17 protein-coding genes are annotated in these 18,354 nt (G+C 62.5%); 14 read left to right on the plus strand and 3 right to left on the minus strand.

Going from position 1 to position 18,354, the window contains the following annotated elements:
- Positions 1 to 16: 16 nt before the first annotated feature.
- A complete protein-coding gene (locus BHE01S_RS12600) occupies positions 17 to 853 on the minus strand; it encodes a FadR/GntR family transcriptional regulator (RefSeq protein ID WP_042264341.1) in 837 nt (278 codons plus the stop codon).
- A 219-nt stretch (positions 854 to 1,072) separates the two neighbouring features.
- Here BHE01S_RS12600 and BHE01S_RS12605 point away from each other — a divergent pair, with 219 nt between their 5' ends.
- The 13 genes from BHE01S_RS12605 (at position 1,073) to BHE01S_RS36685 (ending at position 14,295) form a co-directional block, all read left to right on the plus strand.
- Positions 1,073 to 2,383, plus strand: a complete 1,311-nt coding sequence (locus BHE01S_RS12605; RefSeq protein ID WP_042264343.1) for an acyl-CoA dehydrogenase family protein — start codon at positions 1,073 to 1,075, stop codon at positions 2,381 to 2,383.
- Positions 2,373 to 2,651 (plus strand): acyl carrier protein, encoded by a 279-nt coding sequence (locus BHE01S_RS12610; protein ID WP_042264346.1) that lies wholly within the window; start codon positions 2,373 to 2,375, stop codon positions 2,649 to 2,651. The genes BHE01S_RS12605 and BHE01S_RS12610 overlap by 11 nt, the downstream gene beginning before the upstream one ends.
- A gap of 121 nt (positions 2,652 to 2,772) precedes the next feature.
- The gene (locus BHE01S_RS12615; RefSeq protein WP_245639721.1) at positions 2,773 to 3,669 is read left to right on the plus strand and encodes a 3-oxoacyl-[acyl-carrier-protein] synthase III C-terminal domain-containing protein; all 897 of its coding nucleotides are present in this window, start codon (positions 2,773 to 2,775) and stop codon (positions 3,667 to 3,669) included.
- Positions 3,670 to 3,671: 2 nt separating this feature from the next.
- Positions 3,672 to 4,619: a ketoacyl-ACP synthase III family protein gene (locus tag BHE01S_RS12620; RefSeq protein WP_042264351.1), complete on the plus strand. Its 948-nt coding sequence runs from the start codon at positions 3,672 to 3,674 to the stop codon at positions 4,617 to 4,619.
- A gap of 31 nt (positions 4,620 to 4,650) precedes the next feature.
- Positions 4,651 to 6,270 (plus strand): acyl-CoA ligase (AMP-forming), exosortase A system-associated, encoded by a 1,620-nt coding sequence (locus BHE01S_RS12625; protein ID WP_042264353.1) that lies wholly within the window; start codon positions 4,651 to 4,653, stop codon positions 6,268 to 6,270.
- The gene (locus BHE01S_RS12630; protein WP_042264355.1) at positions 6,267 to 7,475 is read left to right on the plus strand and encodes a pyridoxal-dependent decarboxylase, exosortase A system-associated; all 1,209 of its coding nucleotides are present in this window, start codon (positions 6,267 to 6,269) and stop codon (positions 7,473 to 7,475) included. Before BHE01S_RS12625 ends, BHE01S_RS12630 begins: the two co-directional genes overlap by 4 nt.
- A gap of 25 nt (positions 7,476 to 7,500) precedes the next feature.
- Positions 7,501 to 8,580: an acyl-CoA dehydrogenase family protein gene (locus BHE01S_RS12635; protein ID WP_042264358.1), complete on the plus strand. Its 1,080-nt coding sequence runs from the start codon at positions 7,501 to 7,503 to the stop codon at positions 8,578 to 8,580.
- Positions 8,581 to 8,609: 29 nt separating this feature from the next.
- The gene (locus BHE01S_RS12640; protein ID WP_052405908.1) at positions 8,610 to 9,218 is read left to right on the plus strand and encodes a GNAT family N-acetyltransferase; all 609 of its coding nucleotides are present in this window, start codon (positions 8,610 to 8,612) and stop codon (positions 9,216 to 9,218) included.
- Complete coding sequence (locus BHE01S_RS12645) at positions 9,215 to 10,276, plus strand: beta-ketoacyl-[acyl-carrier-protein] synthase family protein (protein WP_042264360.1); 1,062 nt, start codon at positions 9,215 to 9,217, stop codon at positions 10,274 to 10,276. The genes BHE01S_RS12640 and BHE01S_RS12645 overlap by 4 nt, the downstream gene beginning before the upstream one ends.
- Positions 10,273 to 11,199, plus strand: coding sequence for a 3-oxoacyl-[acyl-carrier-protein] synthase III C-terminal domain-containing protein (locus BHE01S_RS12650; protein WP_042264363.1), 927 nt, complete (start codon positions 10,273 to 10,275; stop codon positions 11,197 to 11,199). The genes BHE01S_RS12645 and BHE01S_RS12650 overlap by 4 nt, the downstream gene beginning before the upstream one ends.
- A 39-nt stretch (positions 11,200 to 11,238) precedes the next feature.
- The gene (locus BHE01S_RS12655; protein WP_042264366.1) at positions 11,239 to 12,300 is read left to right on the plus strand and encodes an IS630 family transposase; all 1,062 of its coding nucleotides are present in this window, start codon (positions 11,239 to 11,241) and stop codon (positions 12,298 to 12,300) included.
- 384 nt (positions 12,301 to 12,684) lie between these two features.
- Entirely contained in the window at positions 12,685 to 13,416 is a 732-nt protein-coding gene (locus BHE01S_RS12660; RefSeq protein ID WP_245639722.1) for an autoinducer binding domain-containing protein, read from the plus strand.
- A gap of 165 nt (positions 13,417 to 13,581) precedes the next feature.
- On the plus strand, positions 13,582 to 14,295 hold the full coding sequence (locus tag BHE01S_RS36685; RefSeq protein WP_084068796.1) for an acyl-homoserine-lactone synthase: 714 nt from the start codon (positions 13,582 to 13,584) through the stop codon (positions 14,293 to 14,295).
- A 17-nt stretch (positions 14,296 to 14,312) separates the two neighbouring features.
- Here BHE01S_RS36685 and BHE01S_RS12665 read toward each other — a convergent pair whose 3' ends face one another.
- Positions 14,313 to 14,879, minus strand: a complete 567-nt coding sequence (locus BHE01S_RS12665; protein WP_052405870.1) for a hypothetical protein — start codon at positions 14,877 to 14,879, stop codon at positions 14,313 to 14,315.
- 911 nt (positions 14,880 to 15,790) lie between these two features.
- A complete protein-coding gene (locus tag BHE01S_RS12670; RefSeq protein WP_157025337.1) occupies positions 15,791 to 16,801 on the minus strand; it encodes a LysR family transcriptional regulator in 1,011 nt (336 codons plus the stop codon).
- 24 nt (positions 16,802 to 16,825) lie between these two features.
- On the opposite strand from BHE01S_RS12670, the gene BHE01S_RS12675 reads away from it, so the two are divergent.
- Positions 16,826 to 18,352 (plus strand): ABC transporter substrate-binding protein, encoded by a 1,527-nt coding sequence (locus BHE01S_RS12675; protein ID WP_245639723.1) that lies wholly within the window; start codon positions 16,826 to 16,828, stop codon positions 18,350 to 18,352.
- Positions 18,353 to 18,354: the final 2 nt, after the last annotated feature.

Genomic DNA, 18,354 nt, shown 5'->3' on the forward strand with positions numbered 1-18,354 from the left:
CGGACCGAACGCCAAGTCACGAACCACCTTTCCTTCCTGTGCGCAGCCCGAGGTCCGAATCCAGTACCAGCTTCTGACGCAAGGCGGCGTGCACCTTGCGAAGCTGCGCTTCCGCCTCCTCCATGTGAGCCGCCATGAGACTTTCCACCGCCGCTGTGTCGCGGCGCCTTGCCGCATCCAGGATCGCGCGGTGCGCGACCACGGTCTGCCGGCCAAACGCCTGGTAATCGTCTTGCGTCACATTGCCCGCAACGATCACCAGGCTATGCAGCATCTGATTGATAATCTGACAGCTGAACCGGAGGAATGCGTTCGGGTTCGCCCGAGCCAGTACATCGTGGAAACGGATGTCCTCCTGTCGCTGATCGAGCGCGCGCTCGTGACTCGCGGCAAATGGCTCGCATACCTCCACGCTGCGCTCGAGCGCTTCCAGATCCGCGTCAGTCAGATGCTCCACCGCTCCCGCCGCAAGTAGCGGTTCAAGCACACGTCGCACAGCATAAATGTCTTCAAGACTGATGCTCTCGAAAAACAGGTAGTTCTGTAGCGACTGGAATGCGCGGGCGAGCGGCACCCGCGTAATCGTCGCTCCGCCATCAGGCCCGGTACTCAGACGCACAAGCCCCTGCACCTCCAGGGACTTGAGAGCCTCCCGCATGGACCCGCGACTGACGCTGAACATTTCCTGAAGCTCTGCCTCCTTGTTCAATCGCATGCCGGGGCGCAGCTTTCCATCTGTAATCCAGCTCTTGATGAGCTCGGCTACCTGATCTCCCCGCTTGGTCGTTCGCGGTCCCTTGTTGTCTGGCTGAAACAAAGGTTCTTTCTCGGTCGTCTGTTTTCGCGCTGCCATACGTCACACCCGTAGTTGCCGATCATCGTCTGGTCTGAACGTCATTATCGGGCATCCACCGCGGCGTGACCGCCATGACGTGCCCACCAATGCCGTCATACAACACCCTCCTAAAGCTTGGAGGTGACGCCCCTGGGCCTTGATGCCTACGCTTTGGCCATACGACACGTGCCGCCCCTCGTGGGTTCGCGTGAATACCGGTCCCCGGGGGGACATGCCATGGCCCAGTATCAGCAGACGCTGCAGCAGGCTCACACCATCGACGATATCGGTACCGCGCTCGCCGATCGCGGGCTCGATCTGGGCCTGCTTGAGAGACGCATGCGAGCAGTCAGCCTCGAATCAGATGTGTCCGGTGACATCGCCGGTCCTCCCTGGCGCCCCGACGATGTGTCCGCCCTGAACATGAACCTCGTGCCCACCCGGTACGGCGGCTGCTCCGCCCTGCAGTCCCTCGTGGCGCAGGCAACGCTAATGGCCTGTCTCGGAGAGGCCGACGCGAGTCTTGCGCTGTCGTTGCCAGGCCCGGGGCTCGCCATGCCGCCGGTCGTTGCGCTCGCATCCGCCGAACAGCAGGCCCGGTTCTTCCAGCGGTTCCAGTCCGGCGCACCACGTTGGGGCGCCTTCGCCATCACCGAACCCGACTGTGGTTCCGACGCGACTGCCATGCGTACAATCGCGCGGAAAACTGGTCGCGGCTGGGTCCTGAACGGCACCAAGTGCTTTATCACGAACGGCGCGCGCGCCGACTGCGTGATCACGTTTGCCACGATCAGCCGGCAGATGGGCCGCTACGGTATCCGCGCGTTCCTGGTGGACTGCAATACACCCGGATTCACAGTCTCGCGCGTCGAGCGGATGGCTGGCCTACGTGCGACCCAGCTTGCCGTACTCTCCTATGCCGACTGCGAAGTGCCCGACGATGCCCTTCTTGTCCGCGGGGACGAGAAGCCGCTCGATGATGCCTTCTCGGGTGCGCAACGATCCTGGGACTACTTCCGGCCACTGCTTTCCGCCGTCATGATCGGTACCTGCCGGCGGGTCCGTGCGGACCTCGCCGCCTGGCTCGATGGCGGTGGCACGCCCGCGGACAGGCATCAACACGTGGCAGGCGTGGAAGCGACGCTGCTTGACATCGACCGCCAGATTACGGCCGCGTGGCTGCTCTGTCACTGCACGGCCTGGAAGACGGATCGCGGCATCGCTACGCCCATGGATTCCTCCATGACCAAGGCGTTTGCCTCGCGCGTGGCCGCGCGGGTCACACGTGTGGCAATAAACGTTGCCGGTATCGATGGCATCACCTCCTGTCCGTCACTCGAGCAGGCTTACCGGGACGCCAGAGCGTTCGACATCATGGAAGGCACCGGCGAGCTGCAGCGACTCATGATTGCACGGGCCGCGCTGCGATCGATGTCACGTCCGTGGGACATCACGGAGCCGCCGTCCTGCGACACCACCGCGCCCGACTCATCACCCGACATCGCCAACGTCCGCCAATCCGGGCGGGAGACATCCCATGACGCATGACACGCATAGCCCCAGACGCGAGGAAATCTCAGCCACGATCCGGTCATGCCTGGTGTCGGCCATAGGAAGCACCATGGCTGCAGACCTGATCGCAGACGACACCAACCTGCTCGACATCGGTGTCGATTCCATGAACATGACAGACCTGCTGCTTCAGCTCGAGGAACGTTTCGGCTTCACGCTCGCGCCGGAGGACCTGTCTGCCGATCTGTTCATACGCTTCAGCAACCTCGTCGACTTCGTCGAATCCCATGTCCCCCGCGACTGACCACGTTCGCCAGCGGCCCTGCATAGTAGCCACGGCGCGGTACGTGCCGCCGATGCGCGTGCGGGCCGATGCCGTGTTACCCCAACCACTGGGCATTCCTTCTTCTGCGCGGGAAACCATCATGCAATCAGTCTATGCCGATACGCTGCACTGGCGTTGCGAGGCAAGCTCTGGTCCCCATTCTGGTTCCGGCAATCATTGTTCGAAACCAGTGCCCTCCGCGACCGCTGCACACGTTGCGTGCGAGCCAGGCTTCGTTCTTTCTGACATGGCGTCGATGGTCGCCAGGGAAGCGATCCGGCGGTGTGCGGGGAGGGACGCCAACACGCCGGATCATGTAGTTGTCTGTGCAACCAGTCTGGAGCATGACCTCGCGCTCTCGTGCGCATGTCGGCTGTATAGTGAACTGGGCGTGGCGGGAGTGCCATTCGCGATTGGACAACTGCAGGGCGTGTCGTTCTTCCTTGCGCTGCATGTCGTATCCGACATGATGGCCAACGACCATGGTATAGGCAGTGCGCTGATCGTCGGTGCAGAACGCTGGCTGCCGCCGTTCTCCCGCCTGGCCGGATCAATCACGGTACTTGGCGACGGCGCTGCCGCCGTTGTGATCGGGCGGCACGCGGAACCCGGATGGCTTGTGCTCGCCGTCAGCGTGCGCACACGTGGCGTCCCCTGTGCCCGCTCCGACATATTTGTCGACGAAACGGTCATCATCGAAGTCATCGGGCAGACATGCACGCAGGCGGCGTTGAGCCCCGCGGGAATCGACTGGATCGTGCCTCCGCGCATCGATGCACAGCTCGCACGCAGGATCACTGCGCACGTTGGACTGTCGGCGGCGCAGATGTGGTACCCGGAGGAGGAGACCGGCTATCTGTGCGCCGCCGATGCGCCAGCCCAGCTCGACGCGCTGCTGCAGGAAATTGTTCCGTCTGGGGGTCAACGCATCCTGCTGTGGTCCGTCGGCCTCCAGGGTCAGGCTGCCTGTGCCATCCTCGAATACCGGGGGAACTAGCGATGCCTGCATCCGCACACGATCCCGTGCTGTCCCTGGCCGGCATCGCATTCAGCCTCCCAGCCCAGACGGTCGATGCACACACCTGGGCGCGTCGCTGCGGATTGCCCGAAACGCGCGCCATCGCACTACTGGGGAACGGTGTGCAGCGGTTCCACGATGCCGCAGCAACCTCGCCGGTCGCACTCGCGTGCGAAGCGGTGTCCGCCCTGCTTGAGCGTACCGGCACATCACGGGTAAGCGTCGATGCGCTCATCTATACCCACACGATCCAGAGCAGCGTTATGGCACCGCCTGCCGGCACGGCAGCCTTCGTCCAGTCCCATATGGGACTGGACCGCGCACTCGCGTTCTCGGTGATGCAGCAGAACTGCGTCTCGCCGATGGCCGCCATCCGCGTGCTGCGAGTGCTCACCATTGCAGGCCACCCGATTCAGCGGGCGATTGTCGTCTGCGCGGACGTGATGGGCTCCGGCTGCGACCATCTACGCGCCATCCAGGACCTCGCCCTGCACAGCGACGGCGCATGCGCACTCCTGCTGGAGCGCGGCGTCGGCCGCAACGGCATCGTGGGACTACATCTGCATACCGACGGGCGCTACTTCCGTGGCACCGACGACGACCTGCAGCCCGTACCGGACGACCGCTACTACTGGTCGGCATTCGCGACGATGCGTGCGGCACTCCGACAGGCAGGTGTCACGGGTAATGAACTCGCCCATGTCCTGCCTCACCACGTGAACCTTCGTGGCTGGTCGCGCCTCGTGACCATGCTGTCCGTACCACAGGAGCGCCTTTACACAGCCAATTTCTCCCGCCTTGGGCACGTGTTCGGCGCCGATCCGTTCATCAACCTCCACACCGCGCCGCACGGGCAACCCGGCTCCTGTTCCCTGCTGTTCTCCAGCGGACTTGCCGGCTGCTTTGGCGCCATGGTGATCCGCCACTGAACCTGATCCTGAACCTGACCGCTATCCAGCCATGAGAAATCTCCTTGACCTCGTCCAGGCGGCAGCGCGCCGCACACCTGATGCGGAATCGCTTGTCTGCGGCAATGTCCGACTCACCTACCGCCAGCTGATGCAGCACAGTCATGCGTTCGGGCAGGCCCTCTCATCCCTCGGCGTGACGCCGGGCGAACGCGTCGCCATCCTCCTCGACAAGCGGATCGAGACCGTCGTGTCGATGCTCGGCGCGAGTGCTGCAGCGTGCGTTTTCGTTCCAGTGAATCCACTGCTGAAGCCGGGGCAGGTGGCTCACGTGCTTCGGGACAGCGGCACCCGGTGCCTCGTGACCTCCGCATTGCGCGCCCGCTGCCTGACCGCGGAGGGCGTTGCGCCAGTGGTCGACGTGATCCTCGTGGATGAACCGGACCCGGGGCCTTCTGTGCTGTCGGGCTCGGTCAGAATCCACCGCTGGCAAGACCTGTGCATCACCCGGCCCGACGACGCGTCCATCCCGTCTGCGGGTGCCGCCTGTGTCGACACCGACCTTGCGGCCCTTCTCTATACCTCCGGCTCGACGGGTTTTCCCAAGGGCGTGATGCTCAGCCACCGGAACCTGCTTGAAGGCGCCTGGAGCGTCGCTGAGTACCTGCGGCACGGTCCGTCGGACCGCATTCTTGCCGTCCTGCCGCTCAGCTTCGATGCGGGCCTCAGCCAGCTGACCTCGGCCTGGTCGGCAGGCGCGACAGCGGTGCTGCTGAACTATCTCACGGCGCACGACGCCGTCCTTGCGTGCGAGCGGGAGCGCATCACAGCGATCACGGGTGTACCGCCCTTGTGGATGCAACTCACGGGAGCAAACTGGCCCGACGCGGCGCGCAACAATCTGCGCTATTTCGCGAACACCGGGGGACGCCTTCCGCTACCCGTACTGCAGAAGCTGAGGGCAATGTTTCCGCGGGCCACCCCCTTCCTCATGTACGGGCTGACGGAGGCGTTCCGCTCCACGTTCCTCGACCCGGCCGAGGTTGACCGTCGGCCGGATTCGATTGGCAAGGCCGTGCCCAATGCGCGCGTCCTGGTGGTCCGTGAAGACGGAACGCCGTGCGCTCCCGACGAACCGGGCGAACTGGTCCACGTGGGCGCGTGCGTCACGCTCGGCTACTGGAACGATGCTGCCCGTACCGCGCAACGCTACCGCCCCTCGCCTGAAGCGAAACCCGGTGGCGCGCCGCGTGACATCGCGGTGTGGTCCGGGGACCTTGTGCGATACGACAGTGAAGGCTTTCTCTTTTTCATCGCCCGCAACGACGCCCAGATCAAGAGCTCCGGCTACCGGATCAGTCCGGAGGAGATCGAGGAAACGGTCCATGCAAGCGGCCTCGTCGTGGAAGCCGTAGCGCTGGGCGTGCCGGACGACGAGCTCGGCGAAGCCGTGGCACTATTTGTCGTCCTCGCCGGTGATGCGGATGTCGATGGGCTGCGCGACTGGTGCATGCAGCGCCTTCCACGTTACATGGTTCCCCAACATATCGGGAGTTATCGGGATATTCCGCGCAATCCCAACGGGAAATTCGACAGGGCTGCGCTGCGCAGCGGGGTGGCGTCGTGCGGGGCCGCCTCGCTGACGGGTCGTTCAGGGGAGCAGACATCATGAGCCGGACTTTCCTCCAGCGCCCACCCGGGCTGCAGTTCAATAGTGTTGACGTGCGCCAGCTGGCCGACAGGGCCGGGCGGACGCCTTTTTTTGCGTACGACCGCTCAGCAATCGACACCCGTGTGCGGGAACTGCGCAGCCTGCTACCCTCCGCCATGCTGCTGCACTACTCGATCAAGGCGAACCCGATGCCCGCCGTGATCCACTACCTGGCCCAACGGGTCGATGGGTTCGATGTTGCCTCCGCGCAGGAGATGGCATTGGCACTCGATGCCGGTGTCTCACCAACGGCAATCGGCTTTGCCGGTCCAGGCAAGTCTCACGAAGACCTGCGCCGCGCGGTCGCCAGCGGCATCAACGTTCACGTCGAGTCGGATACCCAGTTGCGCCTTGTTACCGCGCTAGGATGGGAACTTGGCGTGCAGCCGAACGTGGTGATCCGCATCAATCCCGATTTTCAGGTCGGCCACAGCGGCATGCGCATGGGCGGCAGTGCGGCCCCGTTCGGCCTGGATGTCGACCAGGTTCCGGCATTGCTGCGCGAACTCGAAACGCGGGAAGTCGCGCTCGCCGGTTTCCACGTCTTCTGGGGTTCGCAGTGCCTGCATGCCTCAACCATCATCGAGGCCCAGCGCCAGAGCGTGGATCTCATCCTTCGGCTCACCAGTGCTCTGCCTCGACCACTACGGTTCGTGAACCTGGGTGGCGGCTTTGGCATCCCCTACTTTCCGGGCGAAACACCACTCGACGCGAAAGCGGTCTGCGAAGCGATGCACGACTGGCTGCCCAGACTTTGCGAACGTCTGCCCGGAACCACGCCCATTCTGGAACTCGGGCGTTACCTCGTGGGAGAGGCCGGCATCTATGTGTGCCGTGTCATTGACCGGAAAGTCTCACGCGACAGGACATTCGTCATCACGGACGGCGGACTGCATCATCATCTGGCGGCTTCCGGCAACTTCGGTCAGGTCCTGCGCCGGAACTTCCCGATCGTGATCGGCAACCGGCCGGAAGACGTATCACGCGAGCGATGTCACGTGGTCGGGTGCCTCTGCACCCCGCTCGACCGTTTGGCAGACGACGTCGAGCTTCCTGAAGCCCACATCGGTGATTTCGTGGTGGTCATGCAGTCAGGGGCCTATGGTCGTTCGGCAAGCCCGGCGCATTTCCTCAGCCATCCGGAACCCGTCGAAATGCTCGTGTGACACTGCCATATCCCGGAGAAACGTCATGCCATTCCGTGAGTCCGTTGTTGCAGATCTCGTACCTGTCTCGTGGGCGCTCGACGATGACCAGCAGGGGCTCGTTGCGGCCGCAAGGGACTTTGCACGCGAGCGCCTCGAGCCGCTGCTGGAAGGCACACCAGATACCACCCGGTGGAACGAAACGGTCCGGCTCGCCGCGACGCTCGACCTCGCGACCATGATCCTGCCGGAACAGACGGGCGGCATGGATATCAGCCGGCACGACCTTGCACTGGTCGTCGAACAGTTCGCGGCGGGCCCGCTCGAGCGTGCCGCCGAACTGACACTCAGCAGCGCCGCATTGATGACGCTGCGCGAGTATGATGCACTCGATCGGTTGCCTGACCAGCATATCCAGCACTACCTTGACGGCACGACATCGATTGCGCCTGGCATACCGGTCGTCGACGCAGGTTTCTGGGTGTTGCACCAGCATGCATCCTCGCACGCAATGATGGTCCGGCTGGAGGGCGGACATCCGCAGCTCGTGCTCGCCACGCTGCCCGCCGGGCAGGACGAACCAGACTGCGCCGTCGTTGCCCTGCCAGGCGCACTCTCGATCGGGCGATACACCACAGCGCCACCAGGCGATACGCAGTGTCTGGTCGTCCCCGATGGAGGGCGTGCCAACGGCAATGCGGTACGGCAGTGGCTTGTCGACGTAGCCACCTGGCTCGCCGCGCTGCTGTCGGGCGCGGTCCAGCAGGGCGTGAACTTCGCCCTGGCCTACAGCGCTTCCCGCCAGACGTTCCGCAGGCCGATCGCTGCTCATCAGCTCGTCGCCGCGCGGCTCGCCGACATGCTCATCTCGGCCCACACCATCCACCTTTTTCTCCGGTCTGTCGCAAAACAGGAGACGCAGGTGCAGATCGAGTCCGTACGGTCCATGGCCCATCACGTTGCTACTGAGGCACTGGACGTTGCAAGGGAACTCGTGCAGCTTTGCGGCGGCCATGGCTACGTGCAGGGACTGCCTCCAGCGGCTCGCTTTCAGACGGTGCACTGGTTTGCGATGCTCCTCATGAAGGTCGAGGCCGCGCTGCGCGCATTCACCGCAACCGGGTGAAACGTACGTACACCGGCAGGAGGTTCGATGTGAGTGACGACGGAAAGGCACAGGCGCCCATCCGGCAGACTGAAGGATCCCTCCAGACGTCCGAAGCAACGGTCTCATGCTGGCTGCGTGAGCCCGACGGCAATGATGTCAATGACATCGCGGCCTGGCTCGCCGATCCGGGCATCAACCAGTGGTTCGACTTCGGGCAGGGTCGCCAGACGCTTCCCGTTCTCGCCGTACAGCTCATGATGCAAGGCGACCGACACCGCCTCCGCGTCTTCGGAGCCGCGGGCACCCCCCTCGCCAGCGGCCTGGTGGCCGTCAGCGATCTGACGCATGCCTTCGGCACCGGCTCATTCTGGGTATTGCGCGACAGCCGGCGTCCCGCGTGCAGGGACATGACGCTTCTCGCCTCCACAGCGATCCTTCGGGAGGCGTTTGAAACTCAGCGGCTGCATTGCATCACGGCGTGGGCCGTCGACTGCAATGTACGCTCGCGACGCCTGCTCGAACGGATCGGATTTCGCCTGATCGGGCTGCAGCGCGATTGCCACGTCATGCAGGGATCGCGGTCCGGGCGCGTCCTCTACGATCTGCTGCCGTGCGATCTTTCCGACGGATCCCGTTCAACCGCGGGCGGCCCATGAGCCAGGCCGTCATCACCGCCGTGACGGCCTGGGTGCCTGATGCCATGACGCTGTCCCGATGGACGGCGTTGGAGCGGGCACTTCGCACGACCGGCCATTCTGGCTGGGATGCCTGGGTGAAGTCGTGGCATCCCGACTACGGGCACTGGATCGAGGCGTGGCCACACCGGGAGAGCGGTGGCTCACTGCCTGTGCCTCCCGATCCCCTATCACCCGACCTGGCCTGCGAGATACCGGTCGAAACCAGGACAGATCTGTCAGGACTCGCCACAAAAGTGGCAAACGGAATCTGCTCGGTACGGCCGCATGGCGCGCGGCCCATCGACGTCGTGATGTTCTGCCATAGCACGCCGGACGAGCACGTTTCCACCACGGTTGCCGGACGGCTGTGTGCTGACGTCGGACCACCGTGCATTGCATTTTCGGTCTCGCAGCAGCATGGCGCGTCGGCCTTTACGGCGTTGCGGCTTGCTTCCGACCTGCTCGTCGCTGAACCCGATGTGCACACGATACTGATCGTCGCAGCGGAGAAGTGGTATCCGCCGTTTTCCAGAATCTGCGGACCAGGCATTGTGCACGGGGACGCCGCCGGTGCGCTGCTCGTTGAAAGAGCTGGCCATGGGCCAGACGGCCTCCATCTGCTCGACGTGGCATCCCAGCGCGTCCCCGTCGAGATTCGGCAACGTACCGGAGTCGTCCCGGACGGCTGGACATTCGCGTTGCTATCAATGATCGACTTTCTCCTCACGCGACATGCCCTTCATTCGTGTGACATTGACGAGATTCTCGGACAGCCTGGCATGACGTCGCTCGCGGATGCGGTCAGTGGGCATTTCGGCCGGCCAGACGCCAGGGCGCAGCATGAAGTCGGTATTCATCTCGGCGCAGCCGATTCCATCGTGCGACTGGCACAGGCACTCAACTGCGCGCGGTCCCTGCGAACCCACCGCATGCTGCTCTGGGGTTACGGGATAGGTGGTTTCGTCGGCACGGCGCTGCTGGGCGCGCGCGGCGTGCCCTCCTTCTGTCAGCAGAACGTCGTCCGCCCCGTCTTATGATTCCCGATCTCGGCATAGCACACGTCGCTTTTCATCTCCCCCCATGCATCGACGATATCCGGGACTGGGGACAGCGTACCCGGCAGAGGATCGCCACCGTGCAGAAACTTGAGCGGGCCGGAATGTATTACTACCGCAGCGCGAATGGGCAGACCGCAATCGACCTGGCGGCCAGCGCGATCCAGCGCCTCCTCGTGGCCTCCGCTGTCGTGCCCCGTGACATCGACTGTCTCATCTACGTGCACACGCTACAGGGCAGCATCGCGCCGCCCCCACGGTCGCTGCCGGGCCTGCTGTGTGACCGGTTCGGCTTCAGCAACGCTGAAGCCTTTTCGTTCGCGCAGCAGCATTGCGCATCGGCCCTTGGCGCACTGCGCGTGATCAGGGCAATGTTCGTCGCCCGCCCCCATATGAAACGGGTGCTGCTTGTCGGCGCCGACGTCATGCCGCTCGCATCAGAAAGATTAATGATCGCCGAAGGGATTCTGGGTGACGGTGCGTTCGCCGCGTTCATCCAGCGCGGTGCTCCCATCAACCGCCTGCTCGCGTTCTCGATGCATGCCAGCGGTGCGGGCTGGCGAGGGGTACTGGCACATGACGAATCGCGCCTGGAAGCGCAACACTTCTTCACGGCGCGCAGACTGATCATGCAGACGGTCCAGCAGGCGCATATCGCACTGGATGATATCCGGCGCATCCTGCCGCATCATCTGGACCTGCCCGCGTGGCACAGGTTGCTGGATTCACTGCGGATTCCCAGGGATCGACTGTTCTCGGAGAACTTTGCCCGCATCGGTCACGTCACCGTCAGCGATGCATTCATCAATCTTGCCCAGTGTCACGACCTGGCGCCAAACCAACCATTCCTGCTTTTTGCAAGAGGTATCGGAGGATTCTCGGCAGCTGCACTGCTGGTCCGCTAGTCCATTGCGTCATTGAAAAAGCACCTGATTTGGTATTCAATGAAGCACATGGAAAAGATGAACTTGACCACGCTCGAGCGCAACCAATTGCTGTCGGCGGCTCGTAGCCACACGGTGCGCGCAGCGGACACGCGGCGTGCCCGGTTGATCCTGATGCTTGACGACGGCGAAACACGTGAGGCGATCATGCAGCGGCTGCGCTGTGACTCCCGCTTCATTAGCCGTTGGTCGAGCCGGTTTCTGGCCGAGCGGCTGGCAGGCCTGTACGCGCACCATCCGGGGCGAGCTCCGGTGCATCCGCCTGAAAAGCTGGAGGCGCGGATTCTGAATCTGACGCTCAAGCAGCGGCCCCTGGACGGCTCGACGCATTGGAGCAGCTATAAGCTTGCCGCGACGTTGGGCGATGTGGGCGCCTCGACGGTCCAGCGCATCTGGCGCAAGCACGGCGTGCGGCCCCATCGGCTCGATACGCACATGGTCTCAAATGATCCTGACTTCGAGACCAAGGCGGCAGACATGATCGGTCTGTATCTGAATCCGCCTGCACACGCGGTGGTGTTCTGCGTAGACGAGAAGACGGCAATTCAGGCCCTGGATCGTAAAGACCGGATGCTGCCGCTGTCGCCCGGGCGCGCCGAGAGCCACGGCTTCGAATACAAGCGCAACGGCACGCTGAGCTTGTTCGCCGCGCTTAACACGACAACCGGGGAAGTCATCGGCAGGACGGCGCCGCGCCATACCAGTGAGCAGTTCGTGGCCTTCCTCACAGACGTTATTGCCAGCCAGCGGCCCAAACAAGAAATCCATGTGATCTGCGACAACGTGAGCAGCCACAAGACCCCGCGCGTGCAAGAGTTCCTGCGGCAACACCGAAACGTGCGGTTGCATTACACGCCGACCTATACCTCCTGGCTGAATCAGGTGGAGAACTGGTTCTCGCGCATCCAGCGCGACGTGATTGCGCGAGGCATCTTCACCACGGTAAAGGATCTGGAGCGCAAGCTGATGCGCTATATCCGCGAGCACGACAAGAATCCCAGGCCGATTAAATGGAAGTACGACGATCCATCGCGGCGAATTCGGCCAGTGCCATTTCAATGACGCGGTCGACTAGGGGCCTGCCAGCGTCCCTCGCACTTCGGACACCCGTGCAAACGGCAAACTAAATCCTCTTGGGATCTTTGTACCGCGAACCTCCGCCTGGCAATCTGCATACTATACTAACTGTTTAATGCAGTCAGCTGGGCGCCTGGCAGGCGTCCAGCTGGCGATTGGGGGCGCCGCTTATGCGGCAGTCATATATGGAGCTCTGACTGGCTCCTCACCCCCGGTGACGCGTGTCGTATGGGCCACACCGCTGTGGCACGGAGTCTCGCCTCAGCGAGGCACACGGGTTTCCGGATTCTGTGGAGCAGCGCCGGGGCGGCGAAAATGAAACATGTCTCTCGACGCCGTTCAAACGAACTCCAGCGCAGGGCATCTACAGTGGATCATCTGCTGGCTGATACGCCTGCACTGGTGATGCGTCTTGCATCCGCTTCGGACATTCCTTCGCTTGTCGATTCATTCGGCAACGCAGCCACGACGCTTGGCTTCCCCCATTATGTCATCAGCCGCGTCATGCGCAGCCGCTCGAGCAGCCCGCGCCACACGGCGATAGAAATGATCGGTGCCCACTACCCGCGGGAGTGGGTACAGTATTACCAGGGGCGGGATTACGCGGCCACCGATCCCGTTCATCGGGCTGCGTTCATCCAGTCCACGCCTTACCGGTGGCACGATATCGCCGGCCTGAGCAAAGCCGAACGTCGTCTGCTGGACGAAGCAAAAGAGGCAGGGCTGCCTGGCGGCCTAAGCGTCCCGGTTCATCAGGCCGATGGCAGTGTCGTGCTGTTCAATCTGTCCGGCCCCCTTCATTCCGTGAACGATGCCATCAAATCACGGATCGCCTGTCTGGTCAGCACACAGTGTCACTGCGAACTGCATCGGCTCTCACCGATACCGCGCCGCAGGGCCTCCCGCCTGCTGACGCCGTGTCAGATCGTATGCCTGACCTGGGTCGCCCGCGGTAAAACCTCGGCCGAAATCGGCGAAATTCTCGGGCGATCTCACTATACCGTTGACTACCACATCGGAAAGGCAATGGAGGCGCTCAACATGTGCAGCCGGACGGCCGCCGTCGTCTACGCGAGCGTCCAGGGCATCATCAAACCCTGAACCGGTTTTTTCCGACAGCTCCATCACACCTGCTGTACATCGCCGTGCAGGCAACGTGCCTCGGCGCACGCTTACGTGCTGACCGACACCCTCCTAAAGCTCCGAGTTTCCGCGCCCCAGATGCGCTGATAGCGTCGTGTCAAAAGCTGACACCTGGAGGAGCCCATGTCATACATCGTCGCCGGCAGGCTTGATGAGCTGCCACCGGATATCCATTGCCGTCTCGGAATCTTCCGCCACAAGGTCTTCGTCGAGCGCCTGCACTGGGAAATACCCGGCGTCCGCCAGGATGCCACAAGCGAGTGGGATGAATTCGACGGAGCTAATACCGTCCATCTGGTCGCCCTGTCCGGAGGCGACGAGGTCGTTGGATGTGCCCGGCTTATGCCGACCACTGGGCCCTATCTGCTCCGCAACGTCTTTCCGGAACTTGCGGGTCCAGGCCCCCTGCCGTCATCGCGCTCGATATGGGAGATGTCGCGATTCGCTGGTTCAGGGCTACCGGACCGTCGAACGGGCTCGACGTCGGGCATGTCCCTGTTCCCGTATGCCATGGCACTCGCACTCTCGTTCGGCGCAACACGCGTGATCGGCGTGGTCTCATGTTCTATCGCCCGTTTATACCGACGCTTCGGACTGGAACTGCACGATATGGACGTTAATGCGTCTGCCACCTCCGGCATCGTTGCATGCTCAATCGATCTGGCGCCTCCCACTTTCCATAAACTCCAGTGCGATCCGCTTATATTGCTGGACGCCGTTACCCGCTTCGGCGAGCTATCCCTTCCCGAACGTAGCGAACATTCCCGGCATGCGTGCGATGAGACGTCCACCGCAGTCTCGAACAAAGGGGCGACGCGTAAGCAGGCGACCGTCTAGGCAACTGGACCCTTGCGTCAGCACACACGTGCTGACCGACAATGATGCCTGTTGTCGGCCTCCTTCAACCAGTCTGGCCGGATCGCCGATGCGTATGCCTGACCGCTGCGCGAAGCCTCCCCATTCTGTTGTGAACTCAAGCCAAGGCGCTCATCGATCGCGTGAGCCACGGTCGCAGACTTCGGAGGATGATCGTGATCGCAGTCACCCCAGAAGGTACACATCGCATCGAACAGAATGGACAGGATCGATGTCACGTAGGGCAGTTTCAAGACGACGCCCTGACCGGGTCGGTCGCTCGCCGGCGAGCCGCAATGCCCCTCGAATCCGTCGCTGGGCATCATGATCCGAAGAGAGTCGAGTTCTCGCTGCAGGCGGTCTTCAACCGAATAGTGAACGGTCGCCGAGTGCGCAAGCGCCCTGCGTAACTCGCAGAGCTGCCGGTCCTTCAGCTCAACGCATCGTGTCAACCGACGGACCTCGGCTTCGGCCCGCTGCAAACGCCGATCAAGGACTGCGTTTGCAGATGGCATCGGCGAGACGTTGTCCATTTCAGTGGCGGTCCATTCATTGAGCTCTTTCATGATGTTCCCTGCCTCAAATGCGGATACGTGTCTTGTTCCGCCCGCGCCCGTTTCTCGCTGTCCCTGCAAATGGAGTAACGCGCGCAGTTACCGCCAGCGATCAATCGTGTAAGTTGATCGCGGCGGAGGTATGGGCTTTACCCACGTATCTTTTTTCGGTTTTCTCAGACAAAATATCAACTGCGAAAAACGGCAGGGTACATCTCATCTGAACCGGCACGCATATACAGCAGCGGAACCTATCGTTTAGGCGTGAGAGCCAAGAAGCGATTACGGAACGCCCCTGACGCCGTACGAGTACGCCCTGCGTTCGGCGTCGGACCAGAAGCAACCAAACGCAGACTACTTGCCCAGTTTCAGGCGCTCGGACCACAGGCTGTGAAGCTCAGCCGAAGATCACCGCCGATGGACGCAAAGATACCGCGGAGCAATCCGCTCGCGGAAGTCCGGGCGGAGTGTCCAAAAAACACGAAAGAAGAGCGAGATCAGGCCGACGCATCGCCGAAACGCGCGTGTCCCCTGTGGCCGCCGTTGAACCTTTGTTGAACCATTCTTCGCATGACAGCGCTTCGCATGACAGCGCAGTCAACAACAGGCAGCACATCTAAGCCTTTGATTTATTTGGTGGGCCGGGTGGGGTTCTCATTGTGGGCGCTCAGGCCCGTTCGAATAGATTTACGCAAGCCAACAACGACATCGAAAATCAGCGTTGCAAACTGGGGGGACCATAGATTTTCTGAGCAAGCGCTTATCCTCTCCGCTATTGCGCCGCGAAAAATTTGACGTGACGGCGCCATCAGTAGCGATCTCCAAAAAAAACTGCCCGCCAAAAAGTGGTCAGTCGTGCCTTGTGGGGCACGGGCATCATTTCACCGTGCTCGGCGCCCTTCTGGAGGACATCAACGCATAGCCTACCGGCCAACTCCCAGCGAATTCGGCGTGGCGTTATGAATCTCCAGCACGCGCTGCTGCAGCAGCGCGGTAAAGCCGTCGTAGAAGCCGCGTATCACATTGCGCTCGTGAGTGAGCACCGCAAGTGGTGTGGTTAGTGCCGGCCGCAGGCGGCGAATGTGCAGGCCTTCGCGTTGCATGCTGCGCGCCGTGATCTCGTCGACGATGGTTGCGCCACAGCCTTCGGCCGCCATCGCGCACGCCACGTAATAGGTTTGCACCTCGATCTGCGGTTTTGGCTTCAGGCCCAGTTGTGCAAAGCGCTCCGCGATGGCGCGTCCTATGCTGTCGTTCGCCACGATCCCGATCAGGTCCTCACCGTGCAGCGCCTCCAGTTGGTAGTCGCCGCCCTCCTGCGGTCCGAGATAAACCAGTTCGCATTCGGCAAGCTGCTGCGAGCGCAAATCTGGAAACGTCTCCTCGCCGTAGATCACTGCGAGATCAAGTTGCCGGCTGCGCAGCCCGGAAACGAGCGCATCAAGGTGATTAGTCTCGATCTCGCAGGTCACTGAAGGGTAGCGTCCGCGAAACGCGCGTATCACGCGCGGCAGTATCGAGAGGCCCATGCTCGGCAAGCAACCCACGTGCAGTCGCCCTTCGGGATAACGCCGCAGATTCACCGAAAGCGCCTTGAGCTGGTCGAGGCCCTGGTGCAAGCGGTCCACTTCGACATAGAGGATGTCGGCCTCGACGGTGGGGTACAGGCGTCCCTTCACGCGCTCGAACAGCTTGAAGCCCAGCGATCGCTCGGCATGCTGTAACACCTTGCTCGCGGCCGGCTGTGTGACGCCCAGAAGCTTCGCTGCCTGGCTGATGGAGCCGGTCTGCCGGATGGCATGGAACACTTCAATATGGCGTAGGCGCATGGCGGGTTCCCCTTTCGTTGAACCCGCAACATATAACACAAGGTTATGCATTGCGGTGATCTTGTGATTTGACGCCCAAAATTGGCGCTTCGATACTCGACGCACACGTTTTCACTCATGGAGAGACCTGTGCCAGTCAAAAACCATACTACTCTCGCCCTGAGGGCGAGCCTCGCCGGTTTCGCGCTCGTGTCGTCGCTGCTTACGCACGATGCCAGCGCGGCGGCGCTGCGGCTGGGCGTGCGTGCCGATGCACTCACGCTCGACCCCGTCGCGTCGAGCGACAACCCATCTATCTGGACCGAGCTGCTGATATACGACCAGCTCGTGCGCCCGAGTCGTGACGGCAAGCGACTCGAACCGGGCGTGGCTGAGTCGTGGACCGTCTCACCCGATGGCAAGGAGTTCCGGTTCAAGCTGCGCAACGACGCGCGCTTCTCGAATGGTCAGCCCGTCACGTCTGCCGACGTCGTCTACTCGCTCAAGCGCGCTGCCAGCGAAACGTCGTCGTGGGCCAGCTTCTTCAAGCCAATCGCCAGTTACAGCGCGGTGGATGACCACACGGTGGTGATGAAGCTCAACAAGCCCTTCACGCCGATGCTCAACAACCTCGCGATGTTCAGCGCCTCGATCCTGCCCCAGAAGCTCGTGGAGCAGCAAGGCCCGGCGTTCTTCGATCATCCCGTGGGTTCAGGCCCGTTCGTGCTCAAGAGTTGGGCGCGCGGCCAGCGTCAGGTGTTCGAGAAGAATCCGTATTACTGGGAAAAAGGCAAACCTTCGGTGGACGGCGCAACCGTCGAGATCGTGCCTGAGGACAACGCACGCGTGCTCAAGCTGAAAGCCGGTGAACTTGACGCCATCGTCGGCATTCCGTACAACCAGGTCGATGGCCTCAGGCAGGACTCCAATATCGCCGTACAAGGCGCGCCCGTGTTCCGCATCGACCTCGTGCAGCTGAATACGACGAAACCGCCGTTCGGCGACCCGCGCGTGCGCGAGGCGCTCAACCTCGCCGTGGACAAGGCAGGCATCATCAAGGGTATTCTGCGCGGTAATGGGCGCGAAGCTACATCGTCGCTGCCGGCCATGGCGTATAACAACGCGCAACTGCAGCCTTACCCACTCGATGTCGCGAAGGCGAAAGCGCTGCTCGTGCAGGCAGGGCTCGCGAAGGGCTTCAAGACCGCCATGCTGGTGCCCGGCGGCGACACCGTGGCGCGCCAGGTGGCGAGTGCGCTGCAGGCCGAGCTCGCACAGATCGGCGTGCAGGTCGATCTGCAAACCATCGAGGCGAGCACGCAGTTCAGCATGACCAAGGCCGGCAACTACGAAATGTCGCTCAGTTACGCGACGAGCGACACGACCGACCCCGATCAGCTCACGGGCTTCACCGCCGTCAATCCCGAGCGTGCGAACGCGTTTCACACGCAGTGGAAGGACGAGCACGTGAACGATCTCTACGCACTGGAGCGCGTGACACCGGACGGCGAAGCGCGCGGCAAGATGTTTAAGGACATCGAGCAGCGCGTGCACGACGGTGCGCCGTTCATCTTTCTCTATACCCCCACGGAGCCCTATGCATACCGTCGCAACGTGACGGGCTTCGAGGTGCTGCCCACGTCCAACTATTCCCTCAAGAACGTGGTGATGCGCTGAGC

Origin of the sequence: Paraburkholderia heleia NBRC 101817, assembly GCF_000739775.1 — a bacterium.
Classification (GTDB): Bacteria; Pseudomonadota; Gammaproteobacteria; order Burkholderiales; family Burkholderiaceae; genus Paraburkholderia; species Paraburkholderia heleia.

Bases quoted from the DNA above. Each gene is read 5' to 3' on its own strand.
- BHE01S_RS12600 (WP_042264341.1), bottom strand. From the start codon at position 853: ATGGCAGCGCGAAAACAGACGACCGAGAAAGAACCTTTGTTTCAGCCA.
- BHE01S_RS12605 (WP_042264343.1), top strand. From the start codon at position 1,073: ATGGCCCAGTATCAGCAGACGCTGCAGCAGGCTCACACCATCGACGAT.
- BHE01S_RS12610 (WP_042264346.1), top strand. From the start codon at position 2,373: ATGACGCATGACACGCATAGCCCCAGACGCGAGGAAATCTCAGCCACG.
- BHE01S_RS12615 (WP_245639721.1), top strand. From the start codon at position 2,773: ATGCAATCAGTCTATGCCGATACGCTGCACTGGCGTTGCGAGGCAAGC.
- BHE01S_RS12620 (WP_042264351.1), top strand. From the start codon at position 3,672: ATGCCTGCATCCGCACACGATCCCGTGCTGTCCCTGGCCGGCATCGCA.
- BHE01S_RS12625 (WP_042264353.1), top strand. From the start codon at position 4,651: ATGAGAAATCTCCTTGACCTCGTCCAGGCGGCAGCGCGCCGCACACCT.
- BHE01S_RS12630 (WP_042264355.1), top strand. From the start codon at position 6,267: ATGAGCCGGACTTTCCTCCAGCGCCCACCCGGGCTGCAGTTCAATAGT.
- BHE01S_RS12635 (WP_042264358.1), top strand. From the start codon at position 7,501: ATGCCATTCCGTGAGTCCGTTGTTGCAGATCTCGTACCTGTCTCGTGG.
- BHE01S_RS12645 (WP_042264360.1), top strand. From the start codon at position 9,215: ATGAGCCAGGCCGTCATCACCGCCGTGACGGCCTGGGTGCCTGATGCC.
- BHE01S_RS12650 (WP_042264363.1), top strand. From the start codon at position 10,273: ATGATTCCCGATCTCGGCATAGCACACGTCGCTTTTCATCTCCCCCCA.
- BHE01S_RS12655 (WP_042264366.1), top strand. From the start codon at position 11,239: ATGAAGCACATGGAAAAGATGAACTTGACCACGCTCGAGCGCAACCAA.
- BHE01S_RS36685 (WP_084068796.1), top strand. From the start codon at position 13,582: ATGTCATACATCGTCGCCGGCAGGCTTGATGAGCTGCCACCGGATATC.
- BHE01S_RS12665 (WP_052405870.1), bottom strand. From the start codon at position 14,879: ATGAAAGAGCTCAATGAATGGACCGCCACTGAAATGGACAACGTCTCG.